This is a genomic window from Chryseobacterium sp. 2987 (genome assembly GCF_031456375.1).
Classification (GTDB): Bacteria; Bacteroidota; Bacteroidia; order Flavobacteriales; family Weeksellaceae; genus Chryseobacterium; species Chryseobacterium vaccae.
In genome coordinates this window covers 1-17,441 of record NZ_JAVDUN010000003.1, presented here as the reverse complement: position 1 = coordinate 17,441, position 17,441 = coordinate 1, and the positions used below count along the sequence as shown (strand labels likewise).

The 17,441-nt window shown below is 39.7% G+C and carries 10 protein-coding genes; all 10 read left to right on the top strand.

Going from position 1 to position 17,441, the window contains the following annotated elements:
- Positions 1-79: 79 nt before the first annotated feature.
- Complete coding sequence (locus tag J2Y40_RS09580) at positions 80-2,977, top strand: SusC/RagA family TonB-linked outer membrane protein (protein WP_309998636.1); 2,898 nt, start codon at positions 80-82, stop codon at positions 2,975-2,977.
- Between the two features lie 11 nt (positions 2,978-2,988).
- Complete coding sequence (locus J2Y40_RS09575) at positions 2,989-4,614, top strand: SusD/RagB family nutrient-binding outer membrane lipoprotein (protein WP_153397270.1); 1,626 nt, start codon at positions 2,989-2,991, stop codon at positions 4,612-4,614.
- 189 nt (positions 4,615-4,803) lie between these two features.
- Complete coding sequence (locus J2Y40_RS09570; protein ID WP_153397271.1) at positions 4,804-6,105, top strand: MFS transporter; 1,302 nt, start codon at positions 4,804-4,806, stop codon at positions 6,103-6,105.
- Positions 6,106-6,140: 35 nt separating this feature from the next.
- Positions 6,141-7,112, top strand: a complete 972-nt coding sequence (locus J2Y40_RS09565; RefSeq protein WP_153397272.1) for a glycoside hydrolase family 130 protein — start codon at positions 6,141-6,143, stop codon at positions 7,110-7,112.
- A 124-nt stretch (positions 7,113-7,236) separates the two neighbouring features.
- Positions 7,237-9,471: a GH92 family glycosyl hydrolase gene (locus tag J2Y40_RS09560; RefSeq protein WP_309998631.1), complete on the top strand. Its 2,235-nt coding sequence runs from the start codon at positions 7,237-7,239 to the stop codon at positions 9,469-9,471.
- Between the two features lie 33 nt (positions 9,472-9,504).
- Entirely contained in the window at positions 9,505-10,932 is a 1,428-nt protein-coding gene (locus J2Y40_RS09555) for a glycoside hydrolase family 125 protein (protein ID WP_309998628.1), read from the top strand.
- 120 nt (positions 10,933-11,052) lie between these two features.
- Positions 11,053-13,464: an endo-beta-N-acetylglucosaminidase H gene (locus tag J2Y40_RS09550; protein ID WP_309998626.1), complete on the top strand. Its 2,412-nt coding sequence runs from the start codon at positions 11,053-11,055 to the stop codon at positions 13,462-13,464.
- A gap of 147 nt (positions 13,465-13,611) precedes the next feature.
- Positions 13,612-14,469 carry an ROK family protein gene (locus J2Y40_RS09545; protein WP_309998623.1) on the top strand — a complete coding sequence of 286 codons (858 nt, stop codon included), beginning with the start codon at positions 13,612-13,614 and terminating at the stop codon, positions 14,467-14,469.
- A 21-nt stretch (positions 14,470-14,490) separates the two neighbouring features.
- Positions 14,491-16,761 carry a GH92 family glycosyl hydrolase gene (locus J2Y40_RS09540; RefSeq protein WP_153397277.1) on the top strand — a complete coding sequence of 757 codons (2,271 nt, stop codon included), beginning with the start codon at positions 14,491-14,493 and terminating at the stop codon, positions 16,759-16,761.
- A gap of 49 nt (positions 16,762-16,810) precedes the next feature.
- On the top strand, positions 16,811-17,308 hold the full coding sequence (locus tag J2Y40_RS09535) for a phosphoheptose isomerase (protein WP_309998620.1): 498 nt from the start codon (positions 16,811-16,813) through the stop codon (positions 17,306-17,308).
- Positions 17,309-17,441: the final 133 nt, after the last annotated feature.

Below are 17,441 nucleotides of genomic sequence, written 5' to 3'. Positions count from 1 at the left end.
GAATGTGTTTTAGGTTTTAAAATCCTATTTAAGGAAATATAATTAATTCTCAAATAAATCTAAACTAATCCTAAACCTTATGAGAAAAACTGTTATACCGGTTTTATTAGCTATTTCTTTATCTGCTCATGCACAGGAAACGAAGAAGGCAGATACTGCTAAAACAACCAAAATAGAAGAAGTGGTTGTTACTTCTTTGGGGATAAAAAGGCAGGCGCGGTCTTTAACCTATTCGAGCCAGCAGATTGGCGGGGATGAGCTTACGGAGGTAAAAACGCCTAATCTTCTCAATTCCATCAACGGAAAAGTTTCCAACGTGCAAATCAATAAAACCAACGGTGGGGTCGGAGGATCTGTGAGGGTGGTGATGAGAGGGGATAAATCCACAAGAAACAGCCAGCCGCTGTATGTGATTGATGGAATTCCTATTATCAATGGTGTTGGAGGTCCGAATGTAGATTTTTATGCTTCTATGCCGGATGTAGGAGATATATTGAGTACTATAAATCCTGAAGATATAGAAAGTATTAACTTTTTGAAAGGGGCATCTGCTTCGGCTTTGTATGGGTCACAAGGAAGTAATGGAGCTGTATTGATTACGACAAAAAAAGGTAAAGCAGGAAGAAGCAATATAACCTATTCAACCAGTCTGACGATGGATAATGTATATGCTTTGCCTGAATTACAGAACAGCTATCTGCAAACGATACCTTATAATCCTTCCGCAGGGGCAACAGGATCTTTGCAAAGCTGGGGTGCAAAAGGAGAATCCAAAGATTATACAAAAGATTTTTTCAGAACAGGAATGACCTGGATTAATAGTCTCAGTTTTCAATCAGGAAATGAAAAAAGTACCAACTTATTTTCCTTTGGTAATACAACGAATAAAGGGGTAATTCCAACTTCTTCTTTTGATCAGTATAACCTTAATTTCAGAAATTCCAGTAAGTTTTTTGATGATAAACTCACCTTGGATGTCAATGTAATGGCCTCTATGCAGAACACAAAGAATAGGCTTACTCCAGGTTCTTATTTTTCACCTCTTACTAATCTTTATTGGTTGCCAAGAGGTATTAATTTTGATAATTTTAGTGGCGATAATTATACCTATTTTAATCAGGAAAGATATTTGCCGGCCCAAAATTGGTGGGCGGTTGCTCCTGATGGAAGCTTCAGCGTAGAATCCCAAAACCCATATTGGATATTAAATAGAAATGCTGTTACCACCAAGAATAAAAACTTCTATGGTTCAGCAGCGCTAAGTTATGCTATTAATCCATGGCTGACAGCAAAAATCAGAGGAAACTACAGCTATTTTGATTCTGATACGCAGAGAAATGTTGCTGTTTTCTCATTACCGGTAATATTAGGAGGAAATAATAATGGTAAAATTTACAAAAACCTGTATGATAACAGATCTACTTACGGAGATGTTTTATTAAGCGGAAACCCACATATCGGAGATAACTTTACTCTGGATTTTACGGTGGGCGCAAGTATTAGTGATAAAAGAGCTTCTGTAACCAGTATAGAAAACAATCTATTGGTGGTACCTAATCAGTTTACCTTAAATAATCTGCAATGGACAGGGCAAAATGGAAATGGACAAAATTATACAATTACGGGTACAAGAAGACAGGATCAATCTGTTTTTGCAAGTGCTAATATTGGATTTAAGAATAAGCTATATTTAGATTTGACTTTCAGAAATGACTGGTCATCTACTTTAGCCGGGTTAGGAAATGTTTCTTTCGACTATGAATCTGTAGGGGTGAATGCCATTCTATCGGATATCGTAAAACTTCCGGATTTATTTAGTTTCTGGAAAGTAAGAGGCTCCTATGCGATTGTAGGTAATGCTTTGGATCCTACATTTACCATGCCGCAATTAATTTTTAATGCAGGAAATATCGTAGGAACATATAGCGCCTATCCAGTTGTTCGTGAGGGCTATGAATCACTTTTTCCAAGGCCTGAAGAAAATAAAACGTTTGAAGTAGGAACTGATATTCGGTTATTTAAAAACAGAGCGAGACTTGATTTTACGTATTATAATTCCAACAATTCTCATCAGTATCTTCAGGGTATTGAGGCTTCCTCAGACCTTTCTGTAACTTTTGGAGGAAAATTGGATATTAATGCTGGTAAAATACGAAACACAGGATTTGAATCTTCTCTGGCGGTAGATATTTTCAAAAGAGAAAGGTTTTCATGGACATCAACACTTAATATATCTGCCAACAGGAATAAAATTGTTGAACTTTTCCCTTCACAATATTTCAATGATTCCGATGAAAAACTTTTTACCCTGTTAGGAGGAGGATATAACAAATTGAAATTAGGTGGTTCTTTTGGTGATATTTATGGAAAAACTTTTAAACGTGATGGGGAAGGAAGGATTATTGTAAGCGATCATGGAGTTCCTTTATTTGATACCGGGGCTGTAGACTATTTAGGTAATCCGAATCCTAAATTTATGCTTGGTCTCAATAATTCCTTCAGTATAGGAAAACTTAATATAGACTTTCTGATAGACGGAAGATTTGGCGGAAAGGTATTAGGGTATACTCAAATGATGAATGACAGATACGGGGTAAGTAAAGTAACTGCAGATGCCCGTGATAATGGCGGGGTTACCATTAATAATGCAGTGACCGAAAATGGACAGGCCTATACAGGGAAAACAGATGCAAAAGAATACTACGAAGCAGTTTCTAATGTTGAGGAAGCTTATATGTATAGCGGAACCGCTATAAGATTACGTCAGGCTTCAATTTCATATACATTTAATCTGAAGTCCGGATTTTTGCAGAATGCAACGGTCGGAGTAACAGGATCTAATCTTTTCTTTTTATACAAGAAGGCTCCTTTTGATCCGGAACAGGTGTCAGGCGTAAATCCGGGAGGTGTAGGAGTAGATATGTTTGGTATGCCGATAACCAGATCTCTAGGTGTTTCATTAAAAGCAACTTTCTAATCTTTACAGCAATGAAAAATAAAATAAAAACAATATTAATCGGAGGATTGGTAACCTCTTCAATTTTAAGCTGTACAAGCGATTTTGAAGATATTAATTCTCAGTATTCAGGTCTTGGAAGTGAGCAGTTAAATGCTGATTTTGTACAACTGGTAAATCCGCTAAAGCAGATGCAGAGAAATCTGGCACATCCTACAGATTGGGTTTATCAGCTGCAAACCAATTTAAATGCAGATATGTATAGTGGTCTTTTTAGTACTGCCACGGCATATAACGGAGGTAAAAATAATACCACTTATTTTATAATGGACGGATGGAATGAAAGAATAATGATGACCCAGCTGGAAGATGTTTTCCAGCAGATTAAGAATTTTTCCACCGTTTCAGCAAAAAACTATGCAGGGATAGATTTCTCCCATTCATTGGCCGTTTTACAAATATTGAGAGTAATGGCCTCTCAAAAAGTTTCAGATGCACATGGCCCGGTAATATACAGTAAGTATCTGACGCCAAACCCTAATGGAATTACCGATGTAGACAGTCAGCAGGAGGCCTATAATCATTTTATCCAGGATCTTACATCAGCAATTACTTCACTTCAGAAAAGCATCGGTACCGAAGATCAGTCAGTTCTTAAAAAAGGAGATGTTGTATTTGGTGGAAATGCCGCTTCCTGGGCCCGTCTCGCAAATTCATTGAAATTGAGACTGGCCATGAGGATTAGCTATGCAGATCCGGTAAAGTCAAAACAATATGCTGAGGAAGCATTAAGCTCTTCAGCCGGTCTGATCGAAACTAATAGCCAGAATGCATTAGTAAGTTATGGTGGTGCTTCTCCTTTATATAATATCATTTATTCATGGGGAGACTGCAAAATTGGAGCCCCTTTAATGGCTTATATGAACGGATTTAATGACCCGCGGATTTCATCATATGCCAAACCTGCAGTTGATCCTACAGTAAACGGACAATACATTGGAGTAAGGCTTGGGGTTGATATGGGAGGAAGTAAAGACCGTTATGGTAACTTTTCCCAGCCAGCTGCCACCTCTGCCGCCGGAGATTATTTTTCAAATTCTGATGGCAAAAACAAAATTATGACTGCCGCAGAAATCTGGTTCCTGAAAGCAGAAGCAGCCATCAGAGGCTATGCCGGAGCAGGAGATGCAGGAACCAATTATAATAAAGGAGTTGAAATGTCCTTTGCAGAATGGGGAAAAAGCTCTTCATATGCAACGTATATAGAAGATGCCGTTTCTGTGGAAGCTCCTTATATTGATACTAAAAATGCATCAAACAGTATTCTGGCAGGAAGTCCAATGCTGAGCACCATTACCATCAAATGGAACAATGGAGATTCTTTTGAAAGAAAGCTTGAGAGAATCATAACCCAGAAATGGATTGGCATTTATCCTGACGGACCCGAAGCGTGGGCAGAACAAAGAAGAACAGGCTATCCTGTGATTTTCAAAAATGTCCTGAATGACAGCCAGGGAACCATTAGCACCGATGCCATGATCAGAAGAGTTCCTATCCCAACCAAATATAGAAATAACACCCTGAATTATGCACAGGCTCTACAGTACCTTGGCGGTCCTGATACAGGAGGAACAAAACTGTGGTGGGATAAAAAATAATACTTTTCAGAATCAATTATAAAGAAAACAGAAGGCCGTCTCGAAAAATAGATTTAATTTGGTTTTTTTTCATACCGGTATAGGAAAATCTTTAGCATATTCGTTTTTTAGATTATTCTTTTTTAGTTTCGTTGACGCCGGGATGATACTTTCGAGAGGCCTTCTTTTCTTTAACATTTTAGTTTGAATATGGGAAAAAACAATTCTGAGACACGTTCAGTACAACCTATTTTCTGGATCTCAACATTATACTTTGCAATGGGAATTCCCTTTGTAACCATTAATGCTGTTTCCGGAATTATGTATAAAGACATGGGTGTTTCAGATGCAAAGATTACCTTCTGGACGGGGCTTATTATGCTTTCGTGGACTTTAAAGCCTCTCTGGAGCCCCTTTCTGGAAATCTATAAAACAAAAAAATTCTTTGTCCTTTTTACTCAGGCAGCCATAGGAGTGCTTTTTGCCCTGATCGCATTAAGTCTTCCTCTTCATGATTTTTTCAGGTACAGCATTGCTCTTTTTGCAGTGGTTGCTTTCTGCGGAGCCACACACGACGTAGTAGCAGACGGTACCTATATTACCTTTCTCTCTAATAAAGAACAGGCAAGATATATCGGCTGGCAGGGCGCATTCTATAATCTGGCCAAAATTATCAGCAGTGGTGCTTTGGTTTATTTTGCCGGAGTTCTGGAAAAAACAAAAGGAGTTACCCATGCTTGGATGATCATCATGGGGGTGTATGCTCTTATATTTTTCGCTTTAGCAGTTTATCATTATTGGGTATTGCCGAAAGAACAGAAAAATGAAGAGGACAAAAAAGATAAAAACGCAGGAAATATCCGTAAAGAACTGCTGGAAGTAATCACATCCTTCTTTACCAAACGGAATATATTATGGTCGGTTATGTTTATCATCTTATACCGTTTTGCCGAAGGATTTGCCATTAAGATCGCGCCTTTATTTTTTAAGGCTCCGAGAACAGCAGGAGGATTAGGATTATCCACTTCAGATATCGGCCTTATTTATGGAACATACGGCTCTGCGGCATTTATTTTAGGATCCGTACTGGCGGGATATTTCATTTCGGCAAGAGGACTTAAAAAATCCCTGATCTGGCTTTGTTGTGCATTTAATATACCGTTTGTAGTGTATGCATTGCTGGCGCATTATCAGCCGGAAGATCTTTTTTCAGTAGGCTTGGCTGTAATAACGGAATATTTCGGTTACGGATTTGGTTTTGTAGGACTGATGCTGTACATGATGCAGCAGATTGCTCCCGGAAAACACAAGACGGCCCATTATGCATTTGCCACAGGAATTATGAATCTGGGAGTAATGATTCCCGGAATGTTCAGTGGAATGATCAGCGACTGGATAGGATATAAAATGTTTTTCATCTGGGTGCTTGTTGCCACCATACCGGCATTCATTGTAACATTGCTGGTTCCGTTCCCGTATCCTGAAAAACCCAAAGAAGAACCAATCAGTTAATTAATAATCAAAAAATAAAAAAGTAACACTACTTTATGACATCTCAATCAGTAATGATCCCTTGGCAGGACCGTCCGAAAGACTGCAGCGATATTATGTGGCGTTTTTCAGAAAACCCAATTATCAGCAGATATGCAATCCCTTCATCCAACAGCATTTTCAATAGTGCAGTTGTTCCTTTTGAAGACGGATTTGCAGGCGTTTTCCGGTGTGATAACAAAGCCGTACAGATGAATATCTTTGCCGGCTTCAGTAAAGATGCCATTCATTGGAAGATCAACCATGATCCCATTGAAATGAAAGCCGGGAATACCGAAATGATCGAATCCGATTACAAATATGATCCGCGCGTAACCTTTATTGAAGACCGTTATTGGATTACCTGGTGCAACGGATACAATGGCCCTACCATCGGAATAGGATATACCTTCGATTTTAAAGAATTCTTCCAGTGCGAAAATGCCTTTCTGCCTTTCAACAGAAATGGGGTGCTTTTCCCTGAAAAAATCAACGGGAAATATGCCATGCTGAGCCGTCCGAGTGATAACGGACATACCCCGTTTGGAGATATTTACATCAGCTACAGCCCGGATATGAAATACTGGGGCGAACACAGATGCGTAATGAAAGTTACCCCCTTTGAAGACAGTGCCTGGCAGTGTACCAAAATAGGAGCAGGACCGGTACCTATCAAAACCAGTGAAGGGTGGCTGCTTTTCTACCACGGAGTAATCAATACCTGCAGAGGCTTCAGATATTCTATGGGAGCTGCATTGCTTGACCTGGAAGACCCCTCAAAAGTATTGTACAGAACCAAACCATACCTGTTGGCTCCGGCAGAAATGTATGAGCTTACGGGAGATATTCCTAATGTGATTTTCCCGTGTGCTGCATTAACTGAAGGAGATAAGGTAGCTGTGTATTATGGTGCTGCCGATACGGTAGTTGCTGTCGCATTTGGATATATTTCAGAAATCATTGATTTTATGAAAAATAATTCAATATAATGGTCTGAAAACTTTAATAATATCGATAAAACCTATGCTTTTACCATACAGTATTGTTATTATGATTTTCATATTCCTAAATAAACTCTTATCTTAAAAAAAATTTGAGACCTTCCTTACCATTATGAAAAAAGAACTGCTTATATTTTTAGTAACAATCCTGCTTTCACACAACGGAAATGCACAGCAGCGAAAGGATGATGTCCTTTCCTGGGTAGATCCGTTCATTGGGACAGGCGGCCATGGCCATACCTTTCCGGGAGCTACAACGCCATTCGGAATGATACAGCTCAGTCCGGACCAAAATACCAAAAGTGGGGATTGGGACTGGTGTTCAGGATATCATTACAGCAGTAAGACCATCATGGGTTTCAGTCATAATCACCTTAGCGGAACCGGCTGGGCAGACCTTGGAGATATTCTTGTGATGCCTACGGTAGGACAGATCAAAATGCTTCCGGGATCGGAAGATAAACCAGAAACAGGATACCGTTCTACATTCAGCCATGAAAGAGAAGCTGCTTCGCCGGGATATTATTCCGTTATGCTGGACAGCTATGGAATTAAAGCAGAATTGACTGCCTCACCAAGAGTGGGATTCCATAAATATACCTTTCCTAAAAGTGAAGAATCCAATATTATTATTGATCCGGTTAACAAAATTTTCGGAAATGTGTATCATACCCTGGTAAGCATAGAAGGAAATAATAAGATTAAAGGATACAGCTACAGTACAGGCTGGGGAGGAAAAAGATTTGCCTATTTCGTGATGGAATTTTCAAAGCCTTTTAAATCCTATGGGGTGTATTCGGAAGGGAAGATCAGAAATAATGAAAAAATGGCTCTTGCCAAAGATGCCAAAGCGTTTGTGAGATTTTCTACGGAAAAAGATGAAGGTATTGAAGTGAAAGTTTCCCTGTCTCCGGTAAGCACAGAAGGAGCACAGGAAAACTTTGATTCCGAAGCCAGAAATGTTGACTTTGCAAAAGCCAAAGAAACAGCTCAGAAAACGTGGAGAGATCTTATCAGCAGATTTCAGGTGACAGGCGGAACAGATGATCAGAGGAAGATTTTCTATACAGGAGTTTATCATACGTTCATTGCTCCTAACCTTTATATGGATGTCAATGGTGATTACGTTGCCGCAGAAGAAAATATGAATACCAAATGGTTTACCAACTACAGTACGTATTCTTATTGGGACGGTTTCAGAGCAACACATCCGCTGTTGACGATCATGGACCAGAAGCATACAAAAGAATTTGCCAATTCTCTCATCAGCAGATATACAGACCGTAAAGATCATATGCCGATCTGGGAATTATGCGGGTATGACAACTTTTGCATGTTAGGCTATCACAGTACTTCAGTGATCTGGGATGCCATTTCCAAAGGGATACCCGGTATTGATCACGAAAAAGCATTTGCTGCTATGAAAGATGCTTCTTTAACTGATAAGATGAGCAGTAGCGACGGTGGCGGTGGCCTGAATGACTATATCAAATTAGGATATTCACCTTCCGAGAACGGAGCTTCTGTTTCTGCAACTCTGGAATATGCTTATGACGACTGGTGTATTCAGCAGTTAGCCGAAAAATTGGGAAAAAAAGAGGAAGCAGAAGTATACAGAAAACGATCAATGAATTTCCTGAATACCTTCAACAAAGAGAATAATCACTTCTGGCCAAGAAATAAAAAAGGAGAATTCTTACCTGATTTTGCCCTGAATGACTGGAAAAAACTTCAGCCGCACTGGGTTTCAGGAAATATCTGGGCCTATGATTTCTTTGTGCCGCATCAGATTGATGAAATGATAAAGCTATATGGCGGAAAAAAAGGATTTGAAGAAAAATTGGACAAAACCTTTACCGAAAAACTGAATATGCAGGGAGAACAGCATGTAGATATTTCAGGATTTATCGGATCTTTAGGGTTTGGAGACGAGCCGGGACATCATGTTCCTTATCTGTACAATTATGCAGGAACTCCTCATAAAGCCCAGAAAATGGTAAAATACATCCGTGATAATATGTATGCCGCAAAACCAGATGGAATTGTGAATAATGAAGACTGCGGGCAGATGTCAGCATGGTATATTTTCTCATCATTAGGATTCTATCCGGTAACGCCTGGGAAACCTGTATATGCCATAGGAGCCCCTCAATTCCCGAAAGCATCTCTGCAGCTGGAAAATGGAAAAACCTTTACGGTTATTGCAGATAAAATTTCCGATAAAAATATCTACGTTCAGAAAATATTCCTGAACGGAAAAGAATACAAAAGCTGGGAATTGAATCACAGCGATATTATGAACGGAGGAGAGCTGAAATTTATCATGGGAAGCAAACCTGTACAATAAATCTAATAAATAATAAAGAAATAAAAAGTATCAATGGAAAGGAGAAAGTTTATTAAGACAAGCGCACTGGCGGGAGCCGGACTGCTGTTTACCCAAAATGTTTTTGCTAAAAACCTGGTTACAGAAGATTTCCCTGTAGTCCGTGTACCTAAAGACAAGAGACATTTTACCAGTGAGTCCGTGGAAAATGCCATTGCTGCCTTCAAAAAGAACGTTAAAAATAAAGAATTAGTCTGGCTTTTTGAAAACTGTTTCCCCAATACATTAGATACAACAGTATTTTATAAAGAAATCAACGGTACACCGGATACTTATGTGATTACCGGAGATATTGATGCTATGTGGCTCCGCGATAGTTCCGCCCAGGTTTTCCCTTATTTGCAGTTCTCTAAAAAAGATGAGAGGCTTCATAAGCTGATCTCGGGAGTAATCCATAAACAGACAGAGTTCATTCTTAAAGATCCTTATGCCAACGCATTCTATAACGACGATAAGAAAATAAGCAAGTGGAAAGAATACGACCACACGGATATGAAACCGGGAACCCATGAAAGAAAATGGGAAATAGACTCTCTGTGTTACCCGATTCGTCTGGCCTATCATTTCTGGAAAACAACAGGGGATACCAAACCTTTTGATGACAAATGGCTGAAAGGGATTAAACTTACCTTACAGACCTTTATTGAACAGCAGCGCAAAAAAGATCTCGGACCTTATAAATTCGAACGCACCACTGCATGGGCCACAGACGGAGTTCCAATGGGAGGCTATGGCTATCCCACAAATCCTGTAGGACTGATCAGTTCCATGTTCCGTCCGAGTGATGATGCTACCATCTATGGATTTCTGATTCCATCGAATTTATTTGCTGTAGTAAGTCTTCGCCAGGCCGCGGAAATGGTTTCAAAAATTAAAAATGAAAAAACATTGGCTGCACAGCTGAACAGTCTTGCAGATGAGGTAGATGCAGCAGTCAAAAAATACGGTATTTATAACCACCCTGAATATGGGAAAATATATGCTTTTGAAACCAACGGATTCGGAAGCTATAACCTGATGGATGATGCCAATTGCCCAAGCCTTTTAGGATTACCATATCTGGATGCTGTAAAAGCTGATGATCCGGTTTACCTTAATACCAGAAAATATGTATGGTCAAAAGACAACCCGTTCTTTTTCAAAGGAAGCCTGGCAGAAGGAATAGGAGGTCCGCATATTGGCCTTGATATGATCTGGCCAATGAGTATCATCATGAAAGCACTTACCACCAAAGATAAAAATGAGATCAGATGGTGTATACAAACGCTGCAGAAAACCCACGGAGGTACAGGCTTTATGCATGAATCCTTTCACAAGGACAACGACAAGAAATTTACCAGAGAATGGTTTGCCTGGGCAAACACATTGTTCGGAGAATTATTATGGAAAACATTTAACGAAAATCAGGATCTGCTGACTTAAAATTTCAGATCCTTAAGGTTCCGTTTACTCTTTTTTGCGATATCCCTTCTGCAGAACTGGCATTTCTCTGATCAGTCTGCACAGGAAACTGCATATTTAAAAAAACAAAAAAATTATACTATGAAAAAGAACTCCATTCTTGCCGCACTGATGCTTATGGCTTGTCAGACAGGGGCTTTGCTCAAGGCGCAGCAACTTGATCCCGTAGGAATATGCTACGTGGAAGTAAACAACAGCAATATGCTGAATGCCGGGTCCTATACCTTGCAAAACAGTGGTAAACAGCTTTTTGATGTTGCTATTATTTTTGCCGCAAACATCAATTATGATACTTCCAAAAGCAGAGCTTATATTTCCAGCAACAATAACGTTACCAAGGTCCTGAACGATGTCAATACCTATGTGAGACCATTACAGCAGAAAGGAATTAAAGTGCTGCTGGATATTTTAGGAAATCACCAGGGAGCCGGAATTTCTAATTTCCCGAACCGTGAAGCAGCCCGTGATTTTGCCAGACAGATTGCCCACACTGTATATACGTATGGTTTAGATGGAGTAGATTTAGATGATGAATATGCCGGATATGGAAACAACGGGACGGGACAACCCAACAACAGCTCATTTGTTATGTTGCTGCAGGAACTTAAAGCGGCAATGCCTGATAAGCTGATCACTTTTTATTACATAGGCCCGGCAACGACAAGACAAAGTTACAACGGCGATGCAGCCGGAAATTATATCAACTACAGCTGGAATGCCTACTACGGAACGTACAATGCTCCTGTTGTACCTCCTCTTGATAAAACAAAAATTTCTGCTGCAGCAACATGGATACGTAATACCAATCCTGATTCTACAACAGCTTCTACACTGGCAACGCTGGCTACCAATACGAAAAATGACGGTTATGGCGTATTCATGTGGTATGATCTGGGAGCGACAGATGTAGCAAGTTACCTAAGCACAGGATCCAATATCCTTTACAATGAAAATACCCAGCTTACCGGACAGCTTTACTCATGGGCGCAGGGACAGTCATGTGACCCGCCTTTAGGGCTTGAAGCTGCCAACGTTACTGGAACTTCAGCTACTTTGAAATGGACCTCCAATGCTTCCCAAACCTATAATATTGACTATAAGCCAGCCAATTCCACGACTTGGACGAGTGCCGGAAGCAATTATTCAGGCAGCAGTATTGTTATCAATAATCTGACCCTAAATACAGAATATGACTGGAGAATACAGTCCAACTGCTCTCCAACACTCACCAGTACATATCTGTTTGCCCCACGCTTTAATTCGGGAAACGGATGCGCAGTCCCGGCAGGAATTAAATCTGAGAGTTTTCTCGGGAATACCACTAAAATATCCTGGGATGCCGTAGGAACTGCAACTTCTTATAACCTTCAGTATAAAACAGCTGCGGCTTCAACCTGGATAGATGTTCCGAATATTTCAACCACAACGTACACACTTCAGAATCTTACGGAGAATACCAATTATGTCTGGAGAGTACAGGCCGTATGCGGGGCAGGAAATACCAGCGCTTATTCAGCGGATACAGCATTTAACAGCGGTTTCGCTCCGGTTCAGAGCCCGGGAGCCAGATCGATTTCTTTTAATGGAAGTACCCAATATCTTAATGCCGGACAGTTTAACTTAAGTGGAAATGCCCTGACAATTGAAGGCTGGGTAAAAGTAAATGCATTTAAAACTGGCTTCCCTTATATTTCGTCTGTAGCCGGAATTGAGGTGGGAGATAATAATTCCGCAATCCTGCGATTCGGAGATGGAAATCTTGCCAATAATAAGCTGCAGTTTACTTTAAGTTTCGGATCATCTCAGGTAAAGCTGAGCAGCACTACGGCATTTGCCACCAATACATGGTATCACGTAGCAGCAGTATATGATGGCGCCTCTATGAAACTTTATGTTAATGGGATTGAGGATGCAAGTAATACCGTTTCCGGTAATTTTACAGCAAACGGGATCCTTTATCTGGGAAGAAACTATGACAACTCACGTACTCTAAACGGTTTTTTGGATGAATTCAGAGTTTGGAAAAAAGCATTGACAGCTCAGGAGATTTTAGATCATAAATGTAATGTAGCGGCAAATGCCGTTGGTCTTGAAGCCAACTGGAAAATGAATGAAGGAAGCGGAATCGGTGTTCTGGATGCAACAGCAAATACCCATTTTGTAACAATGATTAATATGACCAATACAAACTGGAGAACAGATGTAGCCTGTTCAGATCAGTTATCAGTAAAAGAAAGCAGATCAGAGAAAACAGACCGTTATTTATATCCGAATCCTGTTAAAAAAGGAAGTGATCTTCATTTTGCAGCGAACGACACCACAGCAGATGAGGTAACGCTTTACGATATGTCAGGAAAACTGATGGTCACACAGAAAATAGATAAAAATGGTACGGTCATCAATACGCATAACCTGTCTGCAGGAACGTATATCTATAAAATAAGTTCATCTGATAAGAAGATTCTGACATCCGGAAAAGTGCTGGTGAAATAAAACCAGAAATAATAGAATACATAACAAAAAAATAAAAATTAGGGGATTTTTAACTGAGACTTAGAACGGACATCCATTAGTGCTTAACTTTGCTTTTGTTGTCCGTTTGGGTCACAGGTTTTTTTGATTATAATAAAGTAAGATATAATGCAGAATATAATAGGAATAGACATAGGCGGGTCCCATATTACGATGGCCCAGGTGGATCCAGCTAAGCGTGAAATCATTACGGCCACCTATATCAGGGAACATGTAGACTCTTTCGGTTCCAGGGAAGATATTTTTTCAGCCTGGGTTTCAGCCATTGAAAAGGGTATGCAGGGACTTGTTAGAGAACATCTTTTAATAGGGATCGCAATGCCGGGACCTTTCGATTATGAAAGCGGAATTTCCCTGATGCAGCAGGGAAAATTTATCGATATATATCAAGTCAATATTAAAGAAGAGCTGGCAAAAAGATTGGAGATTTCAGAGCAGCAGATCCATTTTGTGAATGATGCGGCAGCATTTATGGAAGGAGAAGTCTTTGGAGGCTGTGTGCAGGGATTCCGAAAAGTGTTCGGAGTAACTCTGGGTACAGGACTGGGAACAACCTTCTACAATGGTGAGTTTGCCACTGATGAGGATCTCTGGGATTCGCCTTTCAGAGAGTCTATCTTTGAAGATTACCTGGCAACACGTTGGTTTGTGAAACGCTATGCAGAACTTACGGGTGAACAGATCTCAGGAACAAAAGATTTATTGGATAAGCCTTTGGAAATACAGGCTCAGATATTTAATGAATATGCAGATACTTTCTCTGAATTTATTGTGCAGCATGTAAATCATTATAAACCGGAAGTTTTAGTTATAGGAGGAAATATAGCCAAAGCCTATCCTCATTTCGAAAAAAGATTTATAAAAAACTTAAAGGAGAATAATATTAACTTGCAGGTTAAAATCTCTGCCATCTTTGAAGATGCCGCTATTCTGGGAGCAGCCAGTTATGCAAAAAAGCTTATATAAATTAACAAACGAAAAGATACAATGAAGTTTATATTATCTGCCTGCTTACTTTTGTTACAGGCATTGGCCTTAGGTCAGAATATATCTCCTGCAGATTATGTAAATCCGTTGATGGGCACCCAATCCAAACCATCCTTATCCAATGGAAATACCTATCCGGCGATCGGGCTTCCCTGGGGAATGAACCTCTGGACACCGCAAACTGGAAAAATGGGAGACGGATGGGCATATACCTACGATGCTGATAAAATCAACGGTTTTAAACAGACGCATCAGCCTTCTCCATGGATGAATGATTATGGAGCATTTGCCATCATGCCGGGTGTAGGTAAGCCAAAGTTTAAAGAAGAAGAACGCGCAAGTTGGTTCAGTCATAAAGCAGAGACCGCAAAACCTTATCATTACAGTGTTTATCTGGCAGATATCAATGTGACTACAGAACTCACCCCAACAGAAAGGGCCGCGTTTTTTAAATTTGATTTTCCGAAAACAGACAGCGCTTATGTTGTTATTGATGCCTTAAATAAAGGATCTTATATCAAAATCATCCCAAAAGAAAGAAAAATTCTGGGCTATACCACCAAATATGCCAGAGGAAAATATGAAAATTTTAAAAATTATTTTGTCGTTCAGTTCGATAAAGATTTTGATCTGACAACGCTTTGGAAAGATAATGCCTTGGTAAACGGGCAACTGGAAATTACAAGTGAACATACAGGAGCCATCGTAGGTTTTAAGCTTAAAAATAAAGAAAGTGTTTATGCGAAAATAGCTTCTTCATTCATCAGTTTTGAACAGGCAGAACTCAATCTGAAAAGAGAGATCGGAGGCAGAAATTTTGAACAGGTAAAAACAGATGCCAGAAATATATGGAATAAAACACTGGGAAAAATTGAAGTAAAAGGAGGAACCGATCAGCAGATGCGGACATTCTATTCTTCTATGTACAGAACACTGTTTTTTCCACAAAAACTATATGAAATCGATGCCAATAATAAAATAAAACACTGGAGTCCTTACAACAGCAAAATTCTGGATGGAAGAATGTTTGCCGGAACCGGATTCTGGGATACCTTCCGTGCTTTATATCCATTCCTGAACCTGGTATATCCGGGCATCAATGCAGAAATGCAGGAAGGATTAGCTAATGCTTACAAAGAAGGAGGTTTTCTGCCTGAATGGAGCAGCCCGGGATATTCTGACATTATGGTGGGAAATAATTCTGCATCAGTAGTGGCAGATGCTTATATAAAAGGCATTCGGGGTTATGATATTGAAGCCCTCTGGCAGGCCGTTAAACATGGAGCCAATAACGAAGGTCCTATTGATGCAGTCGGACGTAGAGGAGTTCAATATTACAATACGCTGGGTTATGTTCCTTATGATGTAAAGATCAATGAAAATGCGGCCAGGACTTTAGAATATGCTTACGATGATTTTGCAATTTACCAGCTGGGAAAAGCTTTAGGAAAGCCAGCTTCAGAAATTGATATTTACAAAAAGAGAGCATACAATTATAAAAATCTTTTCGACCCTGAAACCGGATTGATGAGAGGTAAAAATAAAGATGGAAATTTTCAGGCTCCGTTCAACCCGTTCAAATGGGGGGATGCCTTTACAGAAGGAAACAGCTGGCATTATACATGGTCGGTTTTCCAGGATATTGAAGGGCTTTCTAAACTGATGGGCGGTAAAAAGAAATTTGAAGCCAAACTGGATGAAGTATTTTCTCTTCCTCCGATTTTTGATGACAGTTATTACGGAAGCGTTATTCATGAAATCCGGGAAATGCAGATCATGAATATGGGACAATATGCCCACGGAAACCAGCCGATTCAGCATATGATTTATCTGTACAATTATGCCGGAGCACCTTATAAAACACAATATTGGACAAGACAGGTGTTGGACAAACTGTATCAGGCAGCTCCAGATGGATACTGCGGAGATGAAGATAACGGACAGACTTCTGCATGGTATGTATTTTCGGCTTTAGGATTTTATCCTGTAACTCCTGCTACAGATCAGTATGTCTTAGGAGCACCTTTATTTAAGGAAGCCATAATTCATCTGGAAAACGGAAAGAAAATTGAAATAAAAGCATCGGAGAATAATACGGAGAATTTCTATGTGAAATCTTTGAAAGTCAATGCTCAGCCATATTCCAGAAATTGGTTAAGCCACAAAGAACTGCTAAAAGGAGCAGTTTTGGATTTTCAGATGGATAATAAGCCGAATAAAGAAAGAGGCTCACAGGAAAAAGATTTTCCTTACTCAATGTCTACAGAATAATGAAACAATACTTATTTTTGGAAATAATTTTAAAAGCAATACAAAAAGTATGAGTGTAGTGAAAAAAGAAGTATTCGATAAAATAGAAAAAATGCTTGGTGCACAGGGTTTTAATCTTGTGGCAAAAGATGATACAAGGCCTTGGGGCGGATTCTTTGTGATTGATGAAAATCAGGCACAGGATTTTGCCAACCTTTATTTTGATGGAATTGATGTTAACAATCTGAAAATAAGCGGAAAATTAAGCCCTAAAATCCTTATCGTAGCCCCACAGGCACGATTGAGCTGGCAGTATCATCATCGCAGAGCTGAAATCTGGCAGGTTGTAGAAGGCACGGTAGGAATTAAAAGAAGCACTACAGATGTAGAAGGCGAGCTGAAAGAATACCACCCGAAAGAACAGGTAAAGCTGCAACAGGGTGAAAGACACCGTCTGATTGGCTTAGATGGTTGGGGAGTAGTTGCTGAAATCTGGCAGCATACGGATGTATCCAATCCTTCAGATGAAGACGATATCGTAAGAGTGCAGGACGACTTCGGAAGATAATTGAAATCAATACAAAATAAAAATCCCATTGACAATTCTAGACTGCACCCAAAAGTTTAGACAAAATTAAACAATATTATTATATGAAAGAGTTCGGTACTGTACCGGACTCTTTCCTTTTAGATTAAGTCTT

Bases quoted from the DNA above. Each gene is read 5' to 3' on its own strand.
- J2Y40_RS09580 (WP_309998636.1), top strand. From the start codon at position 80: ATGAGAAAAACTGTTATACCGGTTTTATTAGCTATTTCTTTATCTGCT.
- J2Y40_RS09575 (WP_153397270.1), top strand. From the start codon at position 2,989: ATGAAAAATAAAATAAAAACAATATTAATCGGAGGATTGGTAACCTCT.
- J2Y40_RS09570 (WP_153397271.1), top strand. From the start codon at position 4,804: ATGGGAAAAAACAATTCTGAGACACGTTCAGTACAACCTATTTTCTGG.
- J2Y40_RS09565 (WP_153397272.1), top strand. From the start codon at position 6,141: ATGACATCTCAATCAGTAATGATCCCTTGGCAGGACCGTCCGAAAGAC.
- J2Y40_RS09560 (WP_309998631.1), top strand. From the start codon at position 7,237: ATGAAAAAAGAACTGCTTATATTTTTAGTAACAATCCTGCTTTCACAC.
- J2Y40_RS09555 (WP_309998628.1), top strand. From the start codon at position 9,505: ATGGAAAGGAGAAAGTTTATTAAGACAAGCGCACTGGCGGGAGCCGGA.
- J2Y40_RS09550 (WP_309998626.1), top strand. From the start codon at position 11,053: ATGAAAAAGAACTCCATTCTTGCCGCACTGATGCTTATGGCTTGTCAG.
- J2Y40_RS09545 (WP_309998623.1), top strand. From the start codon at position 13,612: ATGCAGAATATAATAGGAATAGACATAGGCGGGTCCCATATTACGATG.
- J2Y40_RS09540 (WP_153397277.1), top strand. From the start codon at position 14,491: ATGAAGTTTATATTATCTGCCTGCTTACTTTTGTTACAGGCATTGGCC.
- J2Y40_RS09535 (WP_309998620.1), top strand. From the start codon at position 16,811: ATGAGTGTAGTGAAAAAAGAAGTATTCGATAAAATAGAAAAAATGCTT.